This is a genomic window from Tenacibaculum litopenaei (assembly GCF_964514025.1).
Taxonomy (GTDB): Bacteria; Bacteroidota; Bacteroidia; order Flavobacteriales; family Flavobacteriaceae; genus Polaribacter; species Polaribacter litopenaei.
Genome location: NZ_CAZEQT010000007.1, coordinates 675307 through 699326, shown reverse-complemented (window position 1 = coordinate 699326; position 24020 = coordinate 675307). Strand labels below are relative to the sequence as shown.

At 39.9% G+C, this 24020-nt stretch carries 19 protein-coding genes and 2 tRNA genes; 14 read left to right on the top strand and 7 right to left on the bottom strand.

The features are described from left to right. Nucleotides 1-91 precede the first annotated feature (91 nt). The 4 genes from ACKTS5_RS17795 to ACKTS5_RS17780 are packed head-to-tail and all read right to left on the bottom strand — an operon-like array spanning nt 92 to nt 7645. Complete coding sequence (locus tag ACKTS5_RS17795; RefSeq protein WP_408045229.1) at nt 92-1552, bottom strand: glutamate synthase subunit beta; 1461 nt, start codon at nt 1550-1552, stop codon at nt 92-94. 2 nt (nt 1553-1554) lie between these two features. Beyond that, nucleotides 1555-6045, bottom strand: coding sequence for a glutamate synthase large subunit (gene gltB, locus ACKTS5_RS17790; protein ID WP_408045228.1), 4491 nt, complete (start codon nt 6043-6045; stop codon nt 1555-1557). 11 nt (nt 6046-6056) lie between these two features. Next, nucleotides 6057-7292: an ammonium transporter gene (locus tag ACKTS5_RS17785; protein WP_408045227.1), complete on the bottom strand. Its 1236-nt coding sequence runs from the start codon at nt 7290-7292 to the stop codon at nt 6057-6059. Nucleotides 7293-7306: 14 nt separating this feature from the next. Continuing rightward, entirely contained in the window at nt 7307-7645 is a 339-nt protein-coding gene (locus ACKTS5_RS17780; protein ID WP_408045226.1) for a P-II family nitrogen regulator, read from the bottom strand. A 676-nt stretch (nt 7646-8321) separates the two neighbouring features. On the opposite strand from ACKTS5_RS17780, the gene ACKTS5_RS17775 reads away from it, so the two are divergent. After that, nucleotides 8322-9107 (top strand): tRNA pseudouridine synthase A, encoded by a 786-nt coding sequence (locus tag ACKTS5_RS17775; RefSeq protein ID WP_408045225.1) that lies wholly within the window; start codon nt 8322-8324, stop codon nt 9105-9107. On the opposite strand, the gene ACKTS5_RS17770 is transcribed toward ACKTS5_RS17775, so the two are convergent. Continuing rightward, a complete protein-coding gene (locus ACKTS5_RS17770; RefSeq protein WP_408045224.1) occupies nt 9097-9771 on the bottom strand; it encodes a GNAT family N-acetyltransferase in 675 nt (224 codons plus the stop codon). The genes ACKTS5_RS17775 and ACKTS5_RS17770 overlap by 11 nt on opposite strands. A gap of 183 nt (nt 9772-9954) precedes the next feature. Between ACKTS5_RS17770 and ACKTS5_RS17765 the strand changes: the two genes are divergently transcribed. Then, a complete protein-coding gene (locus tag ACKTS5_RS17765; protein WP_408045223.1) occupies nt 9955-10548 on the top strand; it encodes a hypothetical protein in 594 nt (197 codons plus the stop codon). Nucleotides 10549-10697: 149 nt separating this feature from the next. On the opposite strand, the gene ACKTS5_RS17760 is transcribed toward ACKTS5_RS17765, so the two are convergent. Further along, the gene (locus ACKTS5_RS17760; protein ID WP_408045222.1) at nt 10698-11813 is read right to left on the bottom strand and encodes a WD40/YVTN/BNR-like repeat-containing protein; all 1116 of its coding nucleotides are present in this window, start codon (nt 11811-11813) and stop codon (nt 10698-10700) included. 143 nt (nt 11814-11956) lie between these two features. Beyond that, nucleotides 11957-13099 (bottom strand): acyl-CoA dehydrogenase, encoded by a 1143-nt coding sequence (locus ACKTS5_RS17755; protein WP_408045221.1) that lies wholly within the window; start codon nt 13097-13099, stop codon nt 11957-11959. Nucleotides 13100-13373: 274 nt separating this feature from the next. Between ACKTS5_RS17755 and ACKTS5_RS17750 the strand changes: the two genes are divergently transcribed. From ACKTS5_RS17750 to ACKTS5_RS17695, 12 genes are all read left to right on the top strand, one after another. Beyond that, nucleotides 13374-14462 carry an anhydro-N-acetylmuramic acid kinase gene (locus ACKTS5_RS17750; RefSeq protein ID WP_408045220.1) on the top strand — a complete coding sequence of 363 codons (1089 nt, stop codon included), beginning with the start codon at nt 13374-13376 and terminating at the stop codon, nt 14460-14462. A 300-nt stretch (nt 14463-14762) separates the two neighbouring features. Then, the gene (locus ACKTS5_RS17745; protein ID WP_408045219.1) at nt 14763-15989 is read left to right on the top strand and encodes a Glu/Leu/Phe/Val dehydrogenase dimerization domain-containing protein; all 1227 of its coding nucleotides are present in this window, start codon (nt 14763-14765) and stop codon (nt 15987-15989) included. Nucleotides 15990-16009: 20 nt separating this feature from the next. Continuing rightward, nucleotides 16010-17482 (top strand): sodium/proton antiporter NhaB, encoded by a 1473-nt coding sequence (gene nhaB / locus ACKTS5_RS17740; protein WP_408045218.1) that lies wholly within the window; start codon nt 16010-16012, stop codon nt 17480-17482. A 116-nt stretch (nt 17483-17598) separates the two neighbouring features. Next, complete coding sequence (locus tag ACKTS5_RS17735) at nt 17599-18285, top strand: MotA/TolQ/ExbB proton channel family protein (protein WP_408045217.1); 687 nt, start codon at nt 17599-17601, stop codon at nt 18283-18285. Beyond that, nucleotides 18285-18677, top strand: a complete 393-nt coding sequence (locus tag ACKTS5_RS17730) for an ExbD/TolR family protein (protein WP_408045216.1) — start codon at nt 18285-18287, stop codon at nt 18675-18677. The genes ACKTS5_RS17735 and ACKTS5_RS17730 overlap by 1 nt, the downstream gene beginning before the upstream one ends. Beyond that, a complete protein-coding gene (locus ACKTS5_RS17725) occupies nt 18678-19523 on the top strand; it encodes an energy transducer TonB (RefSeq protein ID WP_408045215.1) in 846 nt (281 codons plus the stop codon). Nucleotides 19524-19543: 20 nt separating this feature from the next. Further along, nucleotides 19544-20755 (top strand): bifunctional folylpolyglutamate synthase/dihydrofolate synthase, encoded by a 1212-nt coding sequence (locus tag ACKTS5_RS17720; RefSeq protein WP_408045214.1) that lies wholly within the window; start codon nt 19544-19546, stop codon nt 20753-20755. Between the two features lie 78 nt (nt 20756-20833). Continuing rightward, nucleotides 20834-20908: transfer RNA gene (locus ACKTS5_RS17715), tRNA-Val, on the top strand. A gap of 25 nt (nt 20909-20933) precedes the next feature. Continuing rightward, a tRNA-Val gene (locus tag ACKTS5_RS17710) sits at nt 20934-21008 on the top strand. Between the two features lie 112 nt (nt 21009-21120). Continuing rightward, nucleotides 21121-22404 (top strand): nucleotide sugar dehydrogenase, encoded by a 1284-nt coding sequence (locus ACKTS5_RS17705; RefSeq protein WP_408045213.1) that lies wholly within the window; start codon nt 21121-21123, stop codon nt 22402-22404. A gap of 45 nt (nt 22405-22449) precedes the next feature. Next, the gene (locus ACKTS5_RS17700; protein ID WP_456243507.1) at nt 22450-23034 is read left to right on the top strand and encodes an acyltransferase; all 585 of its coding nucleotides are present in this window, start codon (nt 22450-22452) and stop codon (nt 23032-23034) included. Nucleotides 23035-23067: 33 nt separating this feature from the next. Beyond that, nucleotides 23068-24000 (top strand): Gfo/Idh/MocA family oxidoreductase, encoded by a 933-nt coding sequence (locus ACKTS5_RS17695; protein ID WP_408045212.1) that lies wholly within the window; start codon nt 23068-23070, stop codon nt 23998-24000. Nucleotides 24001-24020: the final 20 nt, after the last annotated feature.

The following is a 24020-nucleotide window of genomic DNA, read 5'->3' as shown; positions in this document are numbered from 1 at the left end:
AGCCCATTAGCGCCGATGGTACTGCCACTGGTGGGAGAGTAGGTCGTCGCCTTTCTTTTAAAACCTCATTACATCCGTAGTGAGGTTTTTTTTATGCCCTTAATAAATGATCTTCATTTTTAATACTCGATTCTCTGAGAGTCTTTTTATTTAAATAACGGTTAACCGCATCAGCGGCATTTCTTCCTTCAGCAATGGCCCAAACAATCAATGATTGACCACGTCGCATATCACCAGCCGTAAAAATAGATTCGACATTGGTTTGGTATTGAGTATCCGAATAGGTCGAATTTGAATTCAGATGTATTCCTAATTGTTTCGCTAAGCTGTTTTCCGGACCTGTAAACCCTAGTGCAAGTAAAACCATATCGCAAGGCCAAATCTTCTCAGAATTGGGCTTTTCTTTAAGTCTATGAGTACCATCGGTAACTTCCCAAGAAACTTCAACGGTTTTTAGAGCAGTCAAATTTCCATTTTTATCCGTCATAAACTCTTTAGTACTTATTAACCAGTTACGTTCGCAACCTTCTTCATGGGAACTGGTAGTTTTTAGCTGTAAAGGCCAGAAGGGCCATGGAGTGGTCGTACTTCTGAGTTTGGGTGGTTTGGGAAGAATTTCGAAATTAATAACCTTGTGTGCTCCTTGTCGGTTGGCGGTTCCGATACAATCAGATCCAGTATCACCTCCACCAATAACGATTACTGTTTTGTTTTTTGCATCCAATTCAGGTTTGGGGGCAAGGGATTGAAAGAGGGATTTTGTTTGAAAGGTAAGGTATTCCATGGCCTGATGAACGCCTTTCACTTTACGGGGCATTATTGGGATGTTTCTGGGGGTACTAGCACCACCACATAAAAGGGTTGCATTATACGATTCGAGGTGGGAAACAGGAATGTTTTTACCTACTTCGGCGTTTGTTTGAAATTGTATTCCTTCTGCTTTTAATTGATCAATTCGTCGGTCAATAAGGTGTTTTTCTAATTTGAAGTTGGGAATCCCGTAACGTAAAAGTCCTCCTAAGGCATCTGCTCGTTCAAATACCGTTACCCAATGGCCTAACCTATTTAATTGTTGTGCAGCAGCCAATCCAGCTGGTCCGGAACCAACAATAGCAACCTTTTTCCCAGTTCGAAATTTGGGGATTTGAGGTGTTATCCACCCTTTGCTAAAACCTTTTTCAACCAGTGATTTTTCAATATTTTCTATGGCTACAGGTTCTTTAATAATTCCTAAAACACAGGCTTTTTCACAGGGAGCGGGACAAAGCCTTCCGGTAAATTCAGGAAAGTTGTTAGTACTGTGTAATATTTCAAGAGCCTCTCTGTAGTTTTCGAGATGAACGTTGTGATTGAAATCTGGAATTAGGTTTCCTAACGGACAGGCACTATGGCAAAATGGGACTCCACAATCCATACAACGAGAAGCTTGTTTGCGCTGGGTGTCCTCGGGAAGAGGAATGGTATATTCGTCGTAGTTTAGTATGCGTTGCTTGGCGGGTAATCGTTGTTCATTGGTGCGTTGATGTATTTTAAATCCTCCTATTTGTCCCATAATTATGCTGTTAACTGATTGATGTTTTGTTGTTGTTCTTGTACTATTTTTTTGTATTCTTTCGGAAAGACTTTAATAAAGTCATGCTGGCTAGTATGCCAGTTTTCTAAAAGAAATCGGGCGCGATCACTTTTTGTGCATTCATAATGCTTTTTAACGTACTGTAAAACGAGTTGCTTATCGTCAAAGTTAAGTGGGTCCAGATCTATGGACTCTGTGTTAAAAAGAGTATGATTAGTAGTTGTGGGTTGGTAGATATAGGCAATGCCTCCGCTCATACCTGCCCCAAAGTTTTTACCGACGGCTCCAAGTATAAACACTCGACCTCCTGTCATGTATTCACAGCCGTGATCACCTAACCCCTCTACTACGGCATGTGCTCCAGAGTTGCGAACTGCAAAACGTTCACCTGCCAGTCCGTTGATGTAGACCTCTCCTGCAATGGCTCCGTACAAGCTGACATTACCAGTAATAATATTTTCGTGGGCTTTAAATTTTGAGGTTGTGGGTTTACTAATTATGAGGGTTCCTCCTGACAATCCTTTTCCGAGATAATCATTGGTGTCTCCAGCCAAGGCTAGTGTAACTCCGTTAGTCAAAAAAGCACCAAAACTCTGTCCTGCAGATCCTTCAAATTGCAACTGTACCTGCTGTTGAGTAAGTCCTGAAGGACCAAACCTTTTTGAAAGCTCATACGACAGCATGGTTCCGACACTTCGATGGGTATTCTTGATGTGGTAATGCTTTGTAATCTCCTTTTTAAGGGAAATTTTAGGGAGGATGTCTTTAATGATTTGATGATCTAGCGTTTGTTCCAAATGGTGGTTTTGTTGGGTGGTATTGCGGACGGGGCTATCCGTATTTGGACGGAATAGCAAAGCACTAACATCAATCCCTTTGGCTTTGTAGTGTTCTATAGCCTTTTTGGCTTGGAGTTTTTGAACTTGGCCTACCATGTCATCTAGTGTACGAAAACCTAATGTTGCCATAATTTCTCTTAACTCTTCAGCAACGAAATACATAAAGTTTATAACGTGTTCTGGAGTTCCTTTGAAGTTTTTACGCAATTCAGGATCTTGGGTCGCAATTCCTACAGGACAGGTATTGAGGTGACAGGCTCGCATCATGATGCACCCAGATGCAACTAAAGGGGCAGTGGCAAATCCGAACTCTTCAGCTCCGAGTAGGGCAGCAATGGCAACATCGCGTCCGGTTTTTAGCTGTCCATCACATTCTAATACAACGCGACTTCTCAGGTTATTTAACACAAGTGTTTGCTGTGCTTCGGCTATACCGAGTTCCCAAGGAAGGCCTGCGTGTTTTAAGGAAGTCAATGGGGAAGCTCCTGTTCCACCATCATAGCCAGAAACTAGTATGACATCGGCTTTTGCTTTCGCAACTCCAGCTGCAATGGTACCAACACCTACTTTCGAAACGAGTTTAACGTTAATACGTGCGTGTCTGTTGGCATTTTTTAAGTCGTATATTAGTTGTGCGAGATCCTCAATAGAATAGATATCGTGATGGGGCGGAGGTGAAATAAGTCCGACAAAGGGTGTTGAGTTACGCACTTTGGCAATCCATGGAAATACTTTTTCCCCTGGCAGTTGTCCTCCTTCACCGGGTTTAGCTCCTTGTGCCATTTTTATCTGAATTTCTTTGGCAGTGCTCAGGTAGTAACTAGAAACTCCGAATCGGCCTGACGCAACTTGCTTAATGGCACTATTTTTTGAGTCCCCATTGGCTAAGGGAGTACTGCGCTCGATTGCTTCACCACCTTCACCGGAATTGCTCTTACCTCCAATTCTGTTCATTGCCAATGCTAGATTTTCATGCGCTTCTTGACTGATAGACCCCAAAGACATGGCACCTGTCTTGAAGCGTTTTACTATGGCTGTCCACGGTTCTACCTCTTCAATTGGAATGGGGTCGAGATTGGTAAATTCGAGAAGTCCACGCAAGGTCATCAATTGTTTACTCTGATTATTGATAAGCTCGGCATATACACGGTATTTTTCTTTACTATTTGATCGAACTGCTTGCTGTAGTTTTGCGATGCTGTTTGGATTAAATAAGTGGTGTTCTCCGGTTCGGCGCCAGCGATAGTCACCTCCAATGGGCAGTGCTAGTGAAGATACTGGTTGTTCAGTATCAAAAGCTTTGCGATGGCGTTTGCTGATATCCTTTTCAAGGACGTATAAACCGATGCCTTCTATACGGCTAGGAGTATTAGGAAAGTACTTGTTGACAAAGGATTTTTTCAGTCCTAAAATTTCGAAAATTTGTGAAGCGCGATACGAATGCAAGGTAGAGATTCCTATCTTATTCATAATTTTTAGGATACCTTTACCAATAGCGGTATTGTAGTTAGCAATGGCCGTTTGTTTGGTAAGATTGATGTCATTCTTATTGGTCACTTCGTGGGTGATGATTTCATTCACCAAATAAGGGTTGATAGCGCTAGCTCCATAACCAAATAGGGTTGCAAAATGATGCGGTTCACGAGCTTCTGCAGTCTCTATGACGATACCAAACTTCGAACGTTTTCCCTTTTGATTTAAGGAGTGATGTAAAAATGAGCAAGCGAGCAAGGCTGGAATAGCAGCTTTTTTAGCGGTAATGTTTCTGTCTGAGAGTATGAGTATATTAGCTCCTGCGTCAACGGCTTTTTCCGCCTTAAACAACAGTTGCTCCAAGGCGTGCTCTAAGCCGTTTACACCTTTGTTTATTTTGTAGAGTAACGGAAGGGTTACGGCTGAGAAATCAGGATGGTGAATATGCTTTATTTTATCTAAATCCTCATTTGAAATTACGGGGTTTTGAATACGAAGCTTTTTGGCTTGTTCTGGAACAATGTCAAAAATATTGCGATCTCCCCCGATGGCAAGACTGATATCTGTGATAATTTCTTCTCGGATTCCGTCTAGTGGAGGATTGGTAACCTGTGCGAACAATTGCTTAAAGTAATTGTATAAAAGTTGCGGCTTGGATGACAAAACAGCTAATGGGGTATCCGTTCCCATAGAACCAATAGCCTCTTTTCCCTTAGTAAGCATGGGGCTGATGATGGTTTGTATATCTTCTGTGGTATATCCAAATGCCTTGAGTCGCGTTTGGTATTGGATGGTATCTTGGTTTGGAGGATTTTGGGTATACGGTATTTTAGCGAGCGGGAGTCTGTGTTCTTCTAACCAAGTTTCGTAGGGATATTGGGCGACAATCTTATTTTTGATTTCGCTGTCTTCTACGATGCGTCCCTCGTTCATATCTACCAAAAACATTTTTCCCGGTTCCAGCCTTCCGTGTTTTACGACCTTGTGCGGAGGAACTTCTATAACACCGGTTTCAGAAGCCATGATAACGAGACCGTCCGTAGTTACCGTATACCTCGATGGGCGGAGTCCATTTCTGTCGAGGATGGCTCCAATATAATTTCCATCGGTAAACGGAATGGATGCCGGGCCATCCCAGGGCTCCATAATACAGGAGTGGTATTCGTAGAAAGCTTTTTTCTTCGGGTTCATATTCTTCGCTTTTTCCCAAGCTTCTGGTACCATCATCATCAATGCCTCTGGCAAGGTTCTTCCAGTCATTAGTAGGAGTTCGGCAGCCATGTCCATCGATGCCGAATCAGATTTACCTGGGGGAATAATAGGCACCATGTCGGATATTTTATCTTGGAATGTCGGACTTGCCATGAGCTCTTCTCGGGCTTTCATTCGACTAATATTTCCTTTCAAGGTGTTAATTTCTCCGTTGTGACAGAGATAACGAAAAGGTTGTGCTAGTTCCCATGCCGGAAAGGTGTTGGTTGAAAAGCGCTGATGTACTAGCGCTAAACGCGTAACGACATCCGTTTCTTGAAGGTCGAGATAGTAGGGACCAATATCTTCAGGAATGAGGAGTCCTTTGTAAATAATGGTATGAGTAGACAGTGAAGAAACATAGAAGTAATTCGCTTGAGAGAGTCTGGAACGAGCAATTTTTTGTTCCGTCACTTTGCGAGCAGCATACAATTTTTTTTGAAATTCAAAATCACTGATATCAGACTGTTTTTTAAGAAATACTTGAACTATGGCAGGTTCTGTTTCGGCAGCGATACTACCCAAAACGGCATTGTTAACCGGAACCTTTCGCCAACCGAGAATACTGATATTCTGCTCGTTTAACTCGGTTTCAAAAATTTCTTTACAAAAACGTTGTTGTGTTGTTTTTGTAGGCATAAATAGCATTCCAACTGCGTACTCTCGAAAGTTTGGGAGTGGAAACTCACAGACTCTGGCAAAGTAGTCATGTGGTATATCGATGAGTATACCGGCGCCATCTCCCGTTTTTCCATCAGCACTTACGGCGCCTCTATGTTCTAGTCGGACTAGGATATCGAGAGCGTTGTGGATGATACTATGAGAGGTTTTTCCATGAAGGTTACAAATGAAACCAGCTCCACAATTGGCAGTTTCAAACTCTTTTAAATACAGGCCTTGATCTTCCATAAATAATAATTTTAATCGTTTAATCTGAATTCTGGATAAGCATTTATTCCATGTTCATTTTTATCGAGACCTTCGCGTTCTTCCTTTTCAGAAACACGGAGTCCGATAACGATTTTCAAAAGTTTTAATATCGCAAAGGAGCTGACGATGCATACTAAAGCATAGCTGGCAACTCCTAGTAACTGCGAGGTGAATTGTTTCCAACTCGCTAAATCACCGACAATTCCTACTGCGAGTGTTCCCCATACGCCACAAATCAGGTGAACGGCAATCGCGCCTACTGGGTCGTCTAATTGTAGAGAATCGATGAGTAGTACGGCCATGACGATTAAGCCACCAGCAACAGCACCGATAGCTATAGCTTCAGAAGGACTCATAACATCTGCACCAGCTGTAATGGCTACCAAGCCACCTAAAATCCCGTTGAGAAACATGGGTAAATCGTAGTACTTGTAACGAAACGTGGTTATCAAAAAGGCAACTAAACCACCAGAGGCAGCGGCTAAAGAGGTCGTTACTAGGGTGAGGGATGTTTTTGACGGATCGGCAGAAAGAACGGAGCCGCCGTTAAACCCAAACCAACCAAACCACAACAACAGAACTCCTGCGGTAGCCATAGGCAAGTTATGTCCTGGGATGGCCATTGATTTTCCATTTTTAAATTTTCCAATACGCGGACCTAGAAGCCAAACGGCAACAAGTGCGGCCCAGCCTCCTACTGAGTGCACTAAGGTTGACCCTGCAAAATCGTAAAAGGGAGTTTCTAAGCGGTTCAAGAATCCATCACCCCATTTCCAGGATCCGGCAATGGGATAAATACATCCGACGTAGAGTATGGTGAAAAGAATAAAAGGTTCTAACTTCATTCGTTCCGCAACGGCTCCTGAAACGATAGTTGCGGCTGTGGCAGCAAACATTCCTTGAAAAAGGAAGTCAGTCCAATAGGTGTAGTTTTCGTTATAACTCAAATCTAAAACTCCGTCTGCCAAAGGTGCTTGAAGCCCCCAACCGGCAAATCCGATAATTCCTAGGGCATCTTTACTAAAGCCAGGATACATAAAACTAAAACCGACAAGACAGTACAATAGGAGTCCTGTGGTAATGATGAAAATATTTTTAAATAGGATGTTCATGGTGTTTTTTTGACGCGTGAGCCCTATCTCGAGGAAGGTGAATCCGAGATGCATAAGGAAAACGAGGGCTGTACAAAGCATCATCCATAGGTTGTTGGTAGTAAGTGTATTCATGGTAGTTAGGGTATCTAGTTTAGGGTGTCATTACCGGTTTCTGCAGTTCGAATTCTATAGCTCTCTTCGATATTGGAAACAAAAATTTTTCCATCTCCAACTTCGCCAGTACTTGCGGCTTGCAGGATTGCATTGATGGCAGGTTCTTTAAAATCATCATTGACAACTATAGAGAGATAACGTCGTTGAATATCGCTTGTACTATAGGTAATTCCTCGATACACGTGTCCTTCTTTTTCATTTCCAAGTCCGGTGACGTCCCAGTAACTGAAAAAGTTAACTCCGACCTTGTGCAGTGCTTCTTTGACGGCGTGGAATTTAGATTTTCTGATAATGGCTTCGATTTTTTTCATGTATTATTTGTTTTATAGCGCTGGTTTAGGGCAATAGAATTCTAGGGAAGCAAAAAAGTTTGCTTCCACAAGGCTTCATAAGCGTCGTAGGTGTTTGAGTAAATTACTCTTTAGAAAGCATGTACAGATGAGTGCATCCGTCGTAACGTGTTTTGATTAAGAGGTATGCGTTTTGAAGTAGAAAGCAACGTATAAAAAAGATGAAGGGGTGGTGTTTTTTTAACCATTGAGCCGAGCTGACGATGGTCAAAACCTCTTTTATCTCGAAGTGACTTCATTACGTATATCATTAATTTTGTGTTTTGTTACTATACAAATTTGGGGTAAAACATTCTAAAAAACAAATGATTAGCCTTCTGTAGTACTCCGAAATCGTTTTCAATCGGGGAGTATTAATCAAAAAAGAATAGCAAAAAATATGAATGTTGTAATATGGTTGCTTCAATGAAATTGGAAAATAGAATATCCCCAAAAAAGAAGTCCCAAATTACTATATCAGTAAAAATGCGATTTTTTCAAAAAAAATGTAATTTTTAGTTATTTTGATTATGTTATTTTATTCTTTTAATTGTTTTGTTGATTTATATTTTGTGTTTTGGTGTTTTTATTGTGAAATTGGTAATTATGGTTGTTTCTTAAATTCGTATGGCCATTTTTTTCATCGTAGCTTTGTGTTATGAATTACAAGCATACTTACTTATTGCGAATTGAATATTTGGGGTTTCGTTTTCACGGTTGGCAAAAACAACCTAATTTAAAAACGGTACATTGGGCTATTGATAAGACACTTAAGTTTGTATGTACAGGCATTCGCACAAAGACTGTTGGCGTAGGCCGAACGGATGCCAAGGTATCTGCCAATAATTACGCGGTACAGTTGTTTATCGATGAAGTATTGGATTTTGATGATTTTTTAGTGTCTTTTAACAGAAATTCCCCGGCAGATATTCGTTTGTTAGAAATGGAAGAAATAACGGATCATGCTTTTAATATTATTCAGCATCCAAAACAGAAAGAATACCGATATTATTTTTCTTTTGGGGAGAAGAATCATCCATTTAGTGCCCCGTTTATCACGGGTATTTTGGACGACTTAAACTTGGAGCTTATGCAACGTGGAGCCCGATTGTTTGAAGGTACTCATAACTTTACAAGGTATTGTACCAAACCCAACGAGCACACTCAGGTAGTACGTGAAATAGCCATGTGTACGATTGTTGAGAATACGGAGTTAACGGCATCATTTTTTCCTAAAAAGAGTTATGTTCTCGTTGTACGAGGTGCTGGTTTTTTGCGAAATCAAATACGTTTGATTATGGGAGCGCTGTTTGAATTGGGAAAGGGAAATTACGACCTTGCCTATATTGAAGAATCACTGCGTCCCGAAAGCACGATTGAATTTATGAAAACAATCGCTCCTTCTTCGGGCTTGCAGCTACATGCTGTAGATTTTAAAGAATAAAGTGCGTCCAAACCATTTTTTGAGTAAAGATATACCCTAATTTGCGATAGAGTGCTATGGCTCCTTGATTGGACGAAGCAACGTGTAATATGGGAGTTTTGCCTTGTGCGATGATGCCCTCTGTTGTATGGCCCACCAATTGTTTGGCTAATCCCATGCGTTGATAGTCTGGATCTGTTACTACTGCACTGACTTCGATAAAATCATGAGTTTGCAATCGTTCACCTGTGGCGGCTATAAGTTTTTCTTTGTCAAAAACTCCGTAGTAATTTCCCATACTAAAAGTTTCTTCTTTGTAATAGCCAGGCATCACTTTCCATACTAGGTCGTAGAGGGCCTTTTTATCTTTTTGTTGTAGGGGAACAATAGTATGCGTGTAGGTTGGCGCATTAAAGTTTTCCAAGATCATTTGGTCGCAAAAAACTTCTTGATGGCTTGGGAAGTTGGGACGACGAATAGGCTCCTTGTTGACGAAAAAGAAATTCTTGCATTGATCGGCGTAAAAAGCAAGTGCTTTGTCAATTTGATCGTTGGCTCCAATTGCTGCGAAAGGGCAAATTTCGGGTTTGTAAAAACGTCCTTCATCGGTGATAAGGGCAAATTTTTTATGGGTTTCTTCTAGTGCAGTCCATACGGGATTGTCAAATTTTTCTTCAATTTTCATGGATTCAAGATATCAAAAAATTAGGATACTCAACAGTTCTCAGGAGCTGTAATCCTGTTTTTTTAGAATTTATTGGGTAATGAAAATAGTTACCCCAACACTTACCAATAGATCGATCTAAAAATAAGACAGGTGGCTACCGAAAAGCCTTAGAATAGAGTAGGTAAACTAATCAAATTTATTATGAGAATTTTAAACGTAAAAAAAACGGTACTATCATGGGTAGTACTAGGAATGTTAAGTATGGTAATCGTCAGTTGTTCATCTGAAGATTTGGTAACACCGCCAGATACTTCCGGTACTACCGGAGTTGAAGTCGAATCAAAAACAACGGTAGGAAAGGATGTAGAAATGGCGGCTCCCATATCTCCTCCGTGTAACAGCTTAATAGATGATGGATGCTCCTATACCTCGGGAAGTGGAAGTCCTTATGTACATCAAAACAACATGATTTCAATGATGAATCAATGTCGAACCGAACCATTAGGCAATTGTAACTGGGCGCCTGGAAACACCTATGTGTATCGCGAGTTTTGGGTTGAAATAAAAAATTGTTGTACACCTGCCTATGCGTTAAATGCTCATATGGACGGATGGAAAACGAAGGCGCAAGCACTGAGACCTGGAAAAGGGTATATCATTACGGGCTACACCCGAGTTACGGGGCATTTTTACAATGGAGGTTACTCGTATCGAATGAAAATTCGCGTGCAGTTTAGGCTTACTTCCATGTGTTGGAATCTACCTGATTTAGGTTTAACTCCGATAGGTGGATAAAAAATAGCCCATCAAACATGATGGGCTTATCAAACTAAATAGATGTCAAAAGGCATCGTTATTTTGGACTACTGAGGCAGCATGTCTCGGTAGTTTTGAATGTAACATAGTTTTTCATAACGATTCCGAAGTGACGTTCTAGGGTATTGTTATTTGATTTCAATTTTTGCGAGCATTCCTTGTGCACCTACTGCTATAAATGTATCAGCATCTAAAGCATAAACATCGTTCCAAGCTCCGTTGGTAATACTGTGTTTAATGCTATGCCAGCTATTTCCGTTGTCTTTTGAGACGGTGATAAACTCTCCATCGGTCGATTGAGAAGCTGTATTTCGTCCCACGGCAACCGCATTTTTAGATAAGCGTGTCAAGGCTACTGCAACAAGTTTGTTATTGTGACCGTAATCAACATCATTCCAGTCACCGTTATGTACCGATCCAAACATGACTCCTTTCTCACTTCCTGTATTGGTTAGTCCGTTGTTACCCACAGCGATAACAGTTCCGTCTTTGGCCGCAACATCCACTAATTGAGCTGCGGTATAGTTTCCTTCGCGTTCGTATTTTGCTTTGTACAAAGTAAAGAGCGCTCCTTTAGTACTCGTTCCTCCGGAAAAGACGAGCAATTTGGTAGCCGCTAAATATTCTGTAGCCATTAACGGAGTTGCTTTAACGAGGTTTGTAAGTTCAGCATTGATGTTTTTTGACCAAATAGCACCGTCATTAATTCCGATAAACATCAATCCGTCTTTCGTCGTTTCATGGTAGCCTACAATATAGATTTCATCATCCCCTGTATGAAAGGTCAAATCTGTTAAATGGTAGTTTTTACCTGTTAAGGCATTGTTTAAACTCCAGGTACTACCAGCATCCCTAGTTGTTAAAACCTCTCCTGTAGGAGCGATGGCCATTAGAAAATTGGCATCTTTTGACTTGATTTTTGCAATGTTAAACAAGGAAGTACTGTAGATCTTAGTCCAGGTATTTGCCCCGTCTGTAGTTTTGTAAATAGAGGAAGATTTTGAACCGCCTGAATTCAGCTTACTCGCAACGGCATACCCAGTTGTCGCATTGACAAAATGGATGGCCTCTAAAGGTAAAGTTGTAAAGGCATCTAATTTTGTTACGGTAGCAATGGAAGAAGGAGTTGGTGTTGATCCTCCATTTGAAGGATTTCCTCCTGTAGGGTTGTCTGCTGGTTCGTCATTTGAGCATGCGGCTGTAATCGCCAAACAGAGGACGATTAGCATTCTTTTAATTTTCATATAGTTTAAATTTTTAGCTCTCAAAAATAAGGACTCACTAAAAAAACTATGGTATAAAAATTAATCATTATTAAGGACAAATCAATCCTATAAAAAAAGCTCGTCAAGTGATGACGAGCTTTTGATATTAAGTTTTCAAGAAACTATTCTTTGATCAAGCTTCTTGAGATAACGATTTTCTGGATTTCTGAAGTTCCTTCGTAAATCTGTGTGATTTTAGCATCACGCATTAAACGTTCTACGTGGTATTCTTTAACGAATCCGTTTCCTCCGTGAATTTGCACAGCTTCAACAGTCTGTTCCATGGCTACTTTAGATGCGTATAATTTAGCCATAGCTCCCGAACGGTCGTAGTTGGCACCCGCATCTTTATCACAGGCAGATTGCATTACTAAATGTCTTGCAGCGGCAATTTCTGTATACATGTCAGCCAATTTGAATGCGATAGCTTGGTGGTTACAAATTTCCGTACCAAAAGCTTTGCGTTCTTTTGAATATTTTAAGGCTAATTCATAGGCTCCTGATGCAATTCCTAAAGCTTGAGCAGCAATACCAATACGTCCTCCTGAAAGTGTTTTCATGGCGAATTTGAATCCGAATCCATCTTCTCCAATACGATTTTCTTTAGGAACCTTTACATCGTTAAACTGTAAAGTATGCGTATCTGAACCTCTAATTCCTAATTTATCTTCTTTAGGCCCAACATGGAATCCTTCCATACCTTTTTCTACGATGAAAGCGTTGATTCCGCGGTGTCCTTTACTTCTGTCAGTTTGTGCGATTACCAAAAATACATCTGCACGACCTCCATTGGTAATCCAGTTTTTTGTACCGTTCAACAAGTAGTAATCTCCTTTATCTTCAGCAGTAGTTGCCTGAGAGGTAGCATCACTTCCCGCTTCAGGTTCGCTTAAACAAAAGGCACCAATTTGTTCACCAGTGGCTAATTTTGTCAAGTATTTTTGTTTTTGTTCTTCGGTACCATAGCTTTCCAATCCATAACACACTAATGAATTGTTCACAGAAACCATTACCGAGGCCGAAGCGTCAATTTTTGACAATTCTTCCATAATTAACACGTAAGAAATGGTATCCATTCCACTTCCTCCGTATTTCGGATCTACCATCACTCCCATAAATCCGAGCTCTCCCATTTTTCTAACTAACTCATTAGGGAACTCTTGTTTTTCATCTCTTTCAATGACTCCTGGTAATAATTCGGTTTGTGCAAAATCACGTGCAGCATCGCGAATCATTAAATGCTCTTCAGTAAGGTTAAAATCCATCTATTGTTTAATATTATTGTTAAATTCGTAAAATTTGTCCCCAAATATACTTGTTTATAGTCAAATTTTCAAAAGAGAAGGACTATTAAATCTATTTAGAACAATTCTTGGGTGTTTTTTTTATAATCTGTTAATCAACTATATTTTTACCTGTCTTTTTTAAGAGGAATGATTTCTTAGAATGAGAGAATACGAATATTACATACTCCGTGATTACAAATTGTTAATATGAGTTTTTCAGTATACCTTTGAAGTAGAAAAAGCTAGCTTGTCAATGAAAAAATACCATTACTGTATTGGGCTTATGTCCGGAACTTCTTTAGATGGAATAGATCTTGTCTATGTAAAAATAGCACGGGAGAATTATAAAAATTATGAGATTCTCGCTTGTCAAACAGTTGCCTATTCGAATTCGTGGCGGACGAGATTACAGGAAGCCATCGGGAAATCAAGTGCTGAACATGCGGAGTTAACGACAGCTTATGGTGTGTTACTAGGGGAAGTAATTAATGAATTTATGAAGGCTCATGGGATTTCAGTAGTAGATTTCATTGCTTCACATGGGCACACCGTATTACACCAACCTGAGGTAGGTGTCACTTTGCAAATAGGAGATGGACAGGTAATAGCGAATACAACCGGACAAAAAGTCGTTTGTGACTTTAGAACACAGGACGTGGCTTTGGGAGGCCAAGGAGCTCCTCTGGTTCCGATTGGAGACCAACTCTTGTTCGATGACTATACACATTGTATGAATCTGGGAGGTTTTGCCAACATATCGTATGAGGAGAACGGAAAGCGAATAGCCTATGATATAGGCCCTGTTAATATCGTACTGAATAAATTTACGCGTCAGTTGAATTTAGAATACGATGACAAAGGGACTTTGGCAAGAACAGGTACCCTGGATGTTGAGCTGTTTGAGCGACTAAATTCACTGGAATACTATCAGTGGCAACCACCGAAATCACTGGGATTAGAATGGGTTTTAGCAGAGGTGTTTCCGATCTTAACGGAGCGGCCCGTCCCAATTCCGAATATTTTACATACCGTTGTTGAACACGCAGCTTTTCAGATTGGTAGCTGTTTGGGAACAGGAGCTATTTGTCTGGTGACAGGAGGAGGAACTTTTAATACCTATCTTATGGAGCGCATAGAATTTTATGCAAAAGGAAGGGTAGTAAAAGGAGAGGAAGCCCTTATCAATTATAAGGAGGCATTGATTTTTGCTTTACTTGGCCTGCTAAGGATGGAAGGACAGGTCAACTGCTTAGCGGCAGTAACAGGGGCTGTGAAGGATCACAGTTCGGGTGAAATATTTGAGCCTCAGGGGGGTACTCAGGCAGCATTCACGGAATGTTAAAACTGTGTAAAAATTATGGAAACTTTTTCTTTCTTTAAAGTTTCCACCGTATTTTAGCCCTCGACAAAATCGAGTGGGAATATTCTTTTATGGAACAGAAACTTTTCTGTGGAAATAATAAGCGAAGGTCAATTTTTATAGCAATAACCTATTTTTTTATGGTAAGTTTGTAGAATTGAATAAATCCCTAAACTAGTTAAAAATGAATCAGCTTTAAGGCCCCTTCGGGGGGAACATTACAAACAAGTACAGCGCTAAGAAAAAGAATAGCAGTAAAGTTGAATATTATTTTTATACACAATGAAAGAACTATTAAAAAAATACGAAGAAAAACAACCAGAAATCGTTTTTAATTGGAAAGATTCGGAAACTGAAGCTGAGGGATGGACAGTAATCAACTCATTGCGAGGAGGTGCTGCAGGTGGAGGAACGAGAATGAGAAAGGGCCTAGACAAGTACGAAGTGATGTCTTTAGCAAAAACGATGGAGGTTAAATTTACCGTTTCTGGACCTGCCATTGGAGGGGCAAAATCGGGAATAAATTTTGACCCACACGACCCTCGTAAAAAAGGAGTGTTGGAACGCTGGTATAAGGCGGTAGCTCCTTTGTTAAAAAATTACTACGGAACAGGAGGTGATTTAAATGTCGATGAAATTCACGAAGTGATTCCAATCACAGAAGATAGCGGAGTTTGGCACCCACAAGAAGGAGTGTTTAACGGACACTTTAAGCCAACAGAAGCAGATAAAATTAACAGAATTGGGCAATTGAGACACGGAGTAATCAAGGTATTAGAAGATGCTGATTTATCTCCGAGTATTGCCAGAAAATACACCGTTGCAGACATGATTACCGGGTATGGAGTAGCAGAGGCAGTTCGTCATTACTACGACATTTACGGAGGTAATGTAGCAGGTAAAAGAGCTATTGTGCAAGGGTTTGGTAATGTTGGTGCAGCAGCAGCATTTTACCTGGCTCAAATGGGAGCAAAAGTAGTAGGGATTATCGACCGAGTAGGAGGAGTAATCAATGAAGAAGGATTCACCTTTGAAGAAATTAAAGCCTTGTACTTACAGAAAGACGGGAACACCTTGGTTGCCGAAAATATGATCCCATTCGAAGAAATGAACAGTAGAATATGGAATTTACCTTGTGAGATTTTTGCACCTTGTGCGGCTTCTCGTTTAGTAACTCAAGATCAGATTAATCAAATGATTAGTACTGGTTTGGAAGTGATTTCATGTGGTGCTAATGTTCCGTTTGCTGACAAAGAAATTTTCTTCGGTCCAATCATGGAAGATACTGATAGCAAGGTGAGTTTAATTCCTGACTTTATTTCTAATTGTGGTATGGCAAGAGTATTTGCTTACTTCATGGAGCGTAGAGTAGAAATGACAGATCGTGCTATTTTTGACGATACTTCAAATACAATAAAGAAAGCACTGCAAAGAACCTTTGCACGTAGTGCTTCGAAAACTAAAATAAGTGAAACTGCTTTTGAAATAGCTTTAAAAGAGCTACTGTAGAAGCGTAAAATAACAATACCATGTTTAAATATTTTTTAGGGGCGAGTCCAAAATGGTTTAAAATGACCATGATTGGTTTCTTAATTTTTAATGTCTTTTCCTTTTTTGTAATCGGAAAGCAGGTTACTGCTTGGCTTTTTATTGCTGAGTTCATCTTTACTCTGGCGATGGCACTGAAGTGTTATCCCTTACAATCGGGAGGATTATTGGCCATCCAGGCACTGGCATTAGGATTGACTTCCCCGAAAAATGCCTACAAAGAAGTGGATCATAACCTTGAAGTAGTATTACTGTTAGTGTTTATGGTTGCTGGGATTTATTTTATGAAACCCCTATTGATGTATATTTTCAGTAAGGTGTTTACAAAAATTAAATCGAAATTAGTATTATCCTTACTCTTTGTGTTTTTAGCAGCGGTATTGTCTGCATTTTTAGATGCACTTACGGTAACAGCTGTATTAATTAGTGTAGCGGTTGGATTCTATGGAGTGTATCACAAAATTCATTCGAGTTCAGAAGATTACGATGATGACGGAATTCTCGATAGAAAGGAATTGAGTGGGGAAACCCTTGAGCAGTTCCGTAGCTTTTTGAGAAGTTTAATCATGCACGGAGTAGTAGGGACAGCTCTTGGAGGTGTTTGTACTTTAGTAGGAGAACCACAGAACTTACTTATTGGTGAGCGTTTGGGCTGGGATTTTGTTCAGTTCTTTGTGAAAATGGCTCCTATTACGATTCCTGTTTTACTGGCAGGTTTGGCAACAACAGCAGTACTCGAAACCACAGGATGGTTTGGATTTGGAGCAAAACTTCCGAACGTAGCGGCTGAGATTATTGAGAGATATACCGAAGAAGAAGATGCAAAACGTACCGAAAAACAGAAGTACGGTTTAATAGTACAAGGAGTTTCAGCTATCTTATTGATTGCAGGATTGGCTTTACACATTGCACCTGTCGGATTTATCGGACTCGCTTTGATCATCGTTCAAACGGCCTTTATGGGAATTATCGATGAACATCAATTAGGACATGCTTTTGAAGAGGCATTGCCATTTACGGGGCTGTTAGTCGTATTCTTTGTCATCGTAGCAATGATTCACGATCAACACTTGTTCAGTCCTATTATTCATTGGGCTTTAGAGCAGGATCCAGCGTCACAGCCAGGGTTGTTCTATATCGCTAACGGATTCTTATCGGCTATTAGTGATAATGTATTTGTGGCAACCGTATATATTGGAGAGGTACAAAATGCATTTGAAAGCGGTGTTATCGATAGAGAGCATTTTGAAAAATTAGCCATCGCTATTAATACTGGAACCAATTTACCGAGTGTAGCAACACCTAATGGTCAGGCGGCATTTTTATTCTTATTAACGTCGTCGCTAGCACCTTTGATTAATTTATCATATGGAAAAATGGTTAAAATGGCCTTGCCTTATACCATCGTTCTAGGAGGATTAGGCTATGTAATGGTAAAATTAATGCTGTCGTAAATTAAAAAGTCTATTTATTTTATATTTTTAAATCCTGAATTGTACAATTCAGGATTTTTTTTAAACAATTAAAAAAGAACTCATTCGTTAGTAATTTAAAACTTAAACCTTATTTAATGTTAGCATATTTTCAAGATCAAGCAGCAGCTTTGGAAGAAGTGTCAGAAGAAAAAACCTTATCGATCTATAAATTGATTATGGATGGAGGTGTAGGAGGACAGCTTATCATCGCCTTATTATTTGTACTGTTAGCGGTTGCACTCTATATTTATTTTGAGCGATTTTTTGCTATTAAAGCAGCGGCCAATGTAGATAAAAACTTTATGAATCAAATCAAGGATCACGTGACCAATGGTAAATTGGAAAGCGCAAAGTCTTTGTGTGATAATACCAATACCCCAACAGCAAGACTCATCGGAAAGGGAATTTCGAGAATCGGAAAACCGTTAGATGATATCAATAAAGCCATCGAAAATGCAGGTAAGTTAGAAGTCTATCAGTTGGAGAAAAACGTCAGTGTATTGGCTACCATTGCTGGAGCAGCTCCGATGATAGGGTTTTTAGGAACGGTAATTGGAATGATTGTTGCCATTCATGAAATAGCGAACTCTGGAGGTCAAATAGATATCAAGATGTTGTCTGATGGGCTTTACACGGCAATGACGACTACCGTTGCTGGGTTAATTGTAGGGATTATCGCATATATTACTTATAACCATTTGGTGGTGCGTACCGATAAGGTGGTATATCAAATGGAGGCTAAGTCAGTAGAGTTTTTAGATCTATTAAACGAACCAGTATAATGAATTTACGAGGAAGAAATAAAGTAGATCCGAGTTTTAATATGTCGTCAATGACGGATATCGTATTTTTATTACTGATATTTTTCATGTTGACATCGACCCTCGTTACGGTAAGTGCTATTGATGTTTTATTACCGAAAGCAGGAGGAAAAACAGAGAATAATACCTCTGTCGCTGTTACGATCACTAAAAACTCCGTCTTTTACATCGATAAGTCTAAAGTTTCGAAAACCAATTTGGAGAGAACACTCCTCACTAAGGTAGGAGCAGACAAAAAGAAAACGGTAGTAATTCGAGGAGATCAGAACGTACCTTATAAGCAAATTATGAAGGTTATTGATATCGCAAATAGAAATAAGCTAAAAATGATTTTAGCTGTTAAAGGAAAATAAATGGCGTTTTTAGATACAAAACATAAAAAGAAATCCGCAGTACTGACACTTTTGATTTTATTGTTGTTATTGTTTGGCATCTTTAATTATGGGATGAAGTACTTGGACCCACCTATCGAATACGGTTTGGCGATTAATTTCGGAAATTCAGAGGTAGGACGTGGAGATCCTGTAGAGCACACCCAACAGCAATCGAGTACGAAAGAGGTTACTGAAGAACAGGTGCAGCCACAGGAAGAAGTTCAGGATACGCCTCAAGAAACGGCACAGGAAGACGTCATTACTGATGAGTCGGCAGAAGATGTCCCGGTTGTTGAGAAAAACGATCAAACCAAAGAAGAAACGGTGGAAAAAACTGTTGAGACTCCTAAGAAAGAAACACCAAAACCTAAAGAAAAGGAGAAACCTAAGCCTTCTAAGGCGGCGAGTGATGCTCTGAACAGTTTGTTAAACGGTACTTCTGACAAAGGAGCTGCCGGTGAAGGCGATGATGCACAAGAAGGAACCAAAGGAAATAAAAATGGCGATGCCAATTCTTCAAAATACTACGGTAAGGCAGGTAGCGGTTCTGGCGGTAATTACAACTTGAAGGGAAGAAAAGCGTTATCAAAGCCTATAGAAAAGCCCGATTGCCAACAAGAGGGAATCGTCGTAGTGAAAATAGAGGTAGATAAAAATGGTAAAGTAATAAAGGCCATTCCTGGGGTAAAAGGCTCTACGAATACTTCTCCCTGCTTATTAAAGCCTGCAAAGGAAGCGGCTTTGAGAACAAAGTGGAATCCAGACGGAAACGCACCGAGTAGGCAAAAAGGAACGATAATTTATAAATTTTCACTTGCTCAATAACAAGAGAGGGCATTGCGATTATGACATATCAGCAAACTTTAGACTGGATGTTCGCCCAGTTACCCATGTATCAGCGACAGGGTAAAGCAGCGTTCAAAAAAGATTTGACCAATATAGTGGCCTTGGCGGAGTACCTCGGGAATCCTCAAGACCAATTTAAATCAATTCATGTAGGAGGAACAAATGGAAAGGGATCGACCAGTCATATGCTCGCTTCTGTATTGCAGGAAGCAGGTTATAAGGTAGGTTTGTATACATCTCCGCATTTAAAAAACTTTACAGAACGCATTCGTATCAACGGGCAAGAGCTCTCTAAAGCTGCTGTTACAGATTTCGTGGCTTCCCACAGAGACTTTATGGAAGCCCAAGGACTGTCATTTTTTGAAATGACGGTAGGCATGGCCTTTGAAGCTTTTGCGAAAGCAGCGGTAGATATTGCCATCATTGAAGTTGGTTTGGGAGGTCGATTAGATTCTACCAACATTATTACTCCAGAAGTATCGGTTATTACCAATATTGGATTGGATCATGTGCAGATGCTAGGGGATACCCTTGAAAAGATCGCTTTTGAAAAGGCTGGGATCATCAAACCTAATGTTCCGGTGGTTATTGGAGAACGGCAAGAGGAAACGACCGCGGTATTTATGGAAAAGGCAACGATGTGTGAAGCCCCCATCCTCTTTGCTTCTGACCAAGGACCGATGGACTACGAAACGGATCTGTTAGGGACTTATCAATATAATAATGTCAGGACGGCGGTTACGGCTTTACAAACCTTAAGGGGCTTTGTAATTTCTGAAGAGGTACTGCGTGTTGGATTGAAAAAGGTAGTTCAAAATACCAACTTGAAAGGGAGATGGCAAGTTTTACAAGAGGCACCTAAGGTTATTTGTGACACTGCTCATAACAAAGAAGGGCTTTTTTACACCCTTGAACAGTTAAAAAAGGAGTCCTATAAAGACCTTCATATTCTATTGGGGGTAGTTTCTGATAAAAATATTGATGAAATTTTACCGATGTTTCCAGAAAATGCTCACTATTATTTTTGTGCTCCGGACATTCCTAGGGCTATGGAAGTGGAGGAATTGCAAGCAAGGGCAAAAAAAAATAAAATTTTTGGAAAAAAATTTTCATCGGTAGCGGAAGCTTATAAGTCCTTGTTAATGAATTTAAAAGAGGGTGATATTGGGTATGTAGGAGGTAGTACTTTCGTGGTTGCTGAGGTTTTGTGATGAAAAAAAATGAAAAAAGCCCTTGTCAATTCAAAAAAGGGTCATATATTTGCACCCGCAATCAGCAATTAACAAAAAGGGCGCGTAGCTCAGTTGGTTCAGAGCACTTGGTTTACACCCAAGGGGTCAGGGGTTCGAATCCCTTCGCGCCCACAACTCTTTAAAGTTAATTGCATCAGGGCGCGTAGCTCAGTTGGTTCAGAGCACTTGGTTTACACCCAAGGGGTCAGGGGTTCGAATCCCTTCGCGCCCACAGATACAAAACCTCACTAGTTGTCTAGTGAGGTTTTTTCATTTCTAAGCATTTGTTGTGCAATTTATTCCTCTTTTTGTAAATTCGTTGTTTAAATTTTTAAGTTATATACATGAGTAATCCTGTGATAGGTGTTATTGGTTTAGGTTATGTTGGTTTGCCATTGGCAAGTTTATTTGCTGAGAAGTATAAGGTGATTGGTTTTGATATCAATAATCAGCGAGTACAAGAGCTAAAAGGTGGGGTTGATAAGACTTTAGAGGTGGAAGATAGTACTTTGAAAGAGGTATTGGTTGCGGATAGAAATGTTGAAAAAGGATTGTTTGTTACTTCGATAGAGGACGCTTTAGAAGGGTGTGATTATTTTATTATCACAGTACCTACATCAGTAGATAAAAACAATCAACCGATATTAGGTCCTTTACTAGCTGCTAGCGGTACCGTAGCGAGATGGATAAAAAAAGGAGGAGTTGTGATTTATGAATCAACGGTGTACCCAGGAGCGACGGAAGAAGATTGTATTCCAGTTGTAGAGAAGGAGTCGAAATTGGTTTTTAATCGTGACTTCTTTGTAGGGTATTCTCCAGAACGCATTAGCCCAGGAGATAAGGTGAGGACTGTAGAGAATATTTTAAAAGTAACCTCGGGATCGACACCAGAAATAGCTTTTAAGATTGATCAGTTATATAAATCAGTTATTAAAGCTGGGACTTATATGGCTAGTTCAATAAAAGTAGCGGAAGCATCAAAGATAATTGAGAATTGTCAGCGAGATATTAACATCGCTTTTGTGAATGAATTAGCTAAGATTTTTAATCTCCTAGAGATAGATACTGGTGAGGTTTTGAAAGCAGCTGCGACCAAGTGGAATTTTCTACCCTTTAAGCCTGGTTTAGTTGGAGGGCATTGTATCGGGGTGGATCCGTATTATTTAGCTCAGAAGGCTCAGTCAAAAGGGTATCATCCGGAAATCATTTTAGCAGGTCGCAGGTTGAATGATGGGATGGGAGAGTATGTGGCAACAGAGGTAGTTAAGTTGATGATTCAACATGATATATTGGTGCGGAATGCTAAAGTTTTAGTTTTGGGAGTAACATTCAAGGAAAATTGCCCCGATGTTAGGAATACTAAGGTGGTAGATTTGGTTCGAGGATTAAAGGGCTTTGGTACAGATGTAGTTGTTTACGATCCGTGGGCAAGGGCAGAGGATGTTCAGGCAGAGTTTGGAATGGTGCTTTCTCCGAGGGTTCCAGATGTTAAGTTTGATGCTGTCGTGTTGGCTGTTGCTCATAGTGAGTTTGAAAAAATGGACTTAGGTCTTTATCGAGAAGAGAATTCTGTAGTTTACGATGTAAAAGGAACTTGGTCTAGTGAGGTTGTAGACGCAAGGTTGTAGGGGATGTGTGGTTAGCTTTAAAGAGATAAATTATAAGTAACTTTTATGGATTATTTTGTACATGATACGGCTGTGGTAGATGATGGTGCGATTATAAGTAAAGGGGTAAAGATTTGGCATTTTTCTCATGTTATGTCTGATTCTGTAATTGGGGAGGGTTGTAATTTAGGGCAAAATGTCGTTATTCATCCAGGTGTAGTATTGGGGGGGAATGTTAAGGTGCAAAACAATGTTTCAATTTATTCTGGTGTTATATGTGATGACGATGTTTTTATAGGTCCTTCTGCAGTATTTACCAATGTTAAAAATCCGAGAAGTCATATCGTAAGAAAAAAAGAGTATCAGGAAACCTATTTAGAGCGTGGAGTGTCAGTTGGGGCAAATGCGACTGTAATTTGTGGGGTTCGATTAGGGGCTTTTGCAATGATCGGCGCAGGTGCTGTAGTAACTAAAGATGTCGCTCCTTTCGCTTTGTTAGTTGGGAACCCAGCTAGGCATATTGGGTGGGTGAGTAGATCAGGCATACGTCTTGAATTTGATGAAAATGGAATAGCCCAGTGTGATGAGGGGAAAGATTGGTATAGGAAGATTGAAGATAGGGTTAGCGTGTTTGAAAATAATAAAAAATAGGGTTTTGTTAGATTGAGCTGTTAAACTAATATTATGAAGAACTTTGCTATTATAGGGGTTGCGGGCTATGTTGCTCCACGACATTTAAAGGCTATTAAAGAGGTTGGTGGTGATTTATTGGCGGCTTTGGATAAGTTTGATAGTGTTGGGATACTTGATTCGTATTTCCCTGAAGCAGATTTTTTTGTAGAGTTTGAACGCTTTGATCGTCATCTTGAGAAGTTGAAGAGGCAGGCAAATGTAAATCTAGATTTCTTAAGTATTTGTACTCCAAATTACTTACATGATTCTCATATAAGAATGGGATTGCGAAGCGGAGCTAGTGCGATTTGTGAGAAGCCTTTGGTGTTAAATCCATGGAATTTGGATGCATTGGAGTCGATTGAGTTAGAGTCTGAAGGGAATGTGTATTCTATTTTACAATTGCGATATCATCCTGCTATACTGGGGTTAAAAAAACAGGTTGTAAATAGCGGGATTAATACAAAATACGAAGTCGATTTGACCTATATTGTTTCTAGGGGGAGTTGGTATGATGTTTCTTGGAAAGGAGATGTATCTAAATCAGGAGGTGTAGCCTTAAATATTGGAGTTCATTTTTTTGATATGCTCGGTTGGGTTTTTGGTAAAGTACAGGAAAATTTTGTGCATTATAAAGATGAAAAAACAATGTCGGGTTATCTTGAATTTGAAAAAGCACGAGTGCGTTGGTATCTGTCAATTGATGGTGGAAAGTTGCCTGATTTTTGTGTGGCAGAAGGTAAAAAAACTTACAGATCAATAACTGTGAATAATAAAGAAATTGAATTTAGTGAAGGCTTTACTGATTTGCATACAGTGAGTTATGAGGATGTTCTTAGTGGGGGTGGATATGGAATTCAAGCTGCAAGGGAATCCATTGAACTTGTGTATGATATCAGGTGTAAAAAAACTGTAAAATTAGGAGAAAAACATTTTTTATTATAAAAGAAGACATATATTTGTCC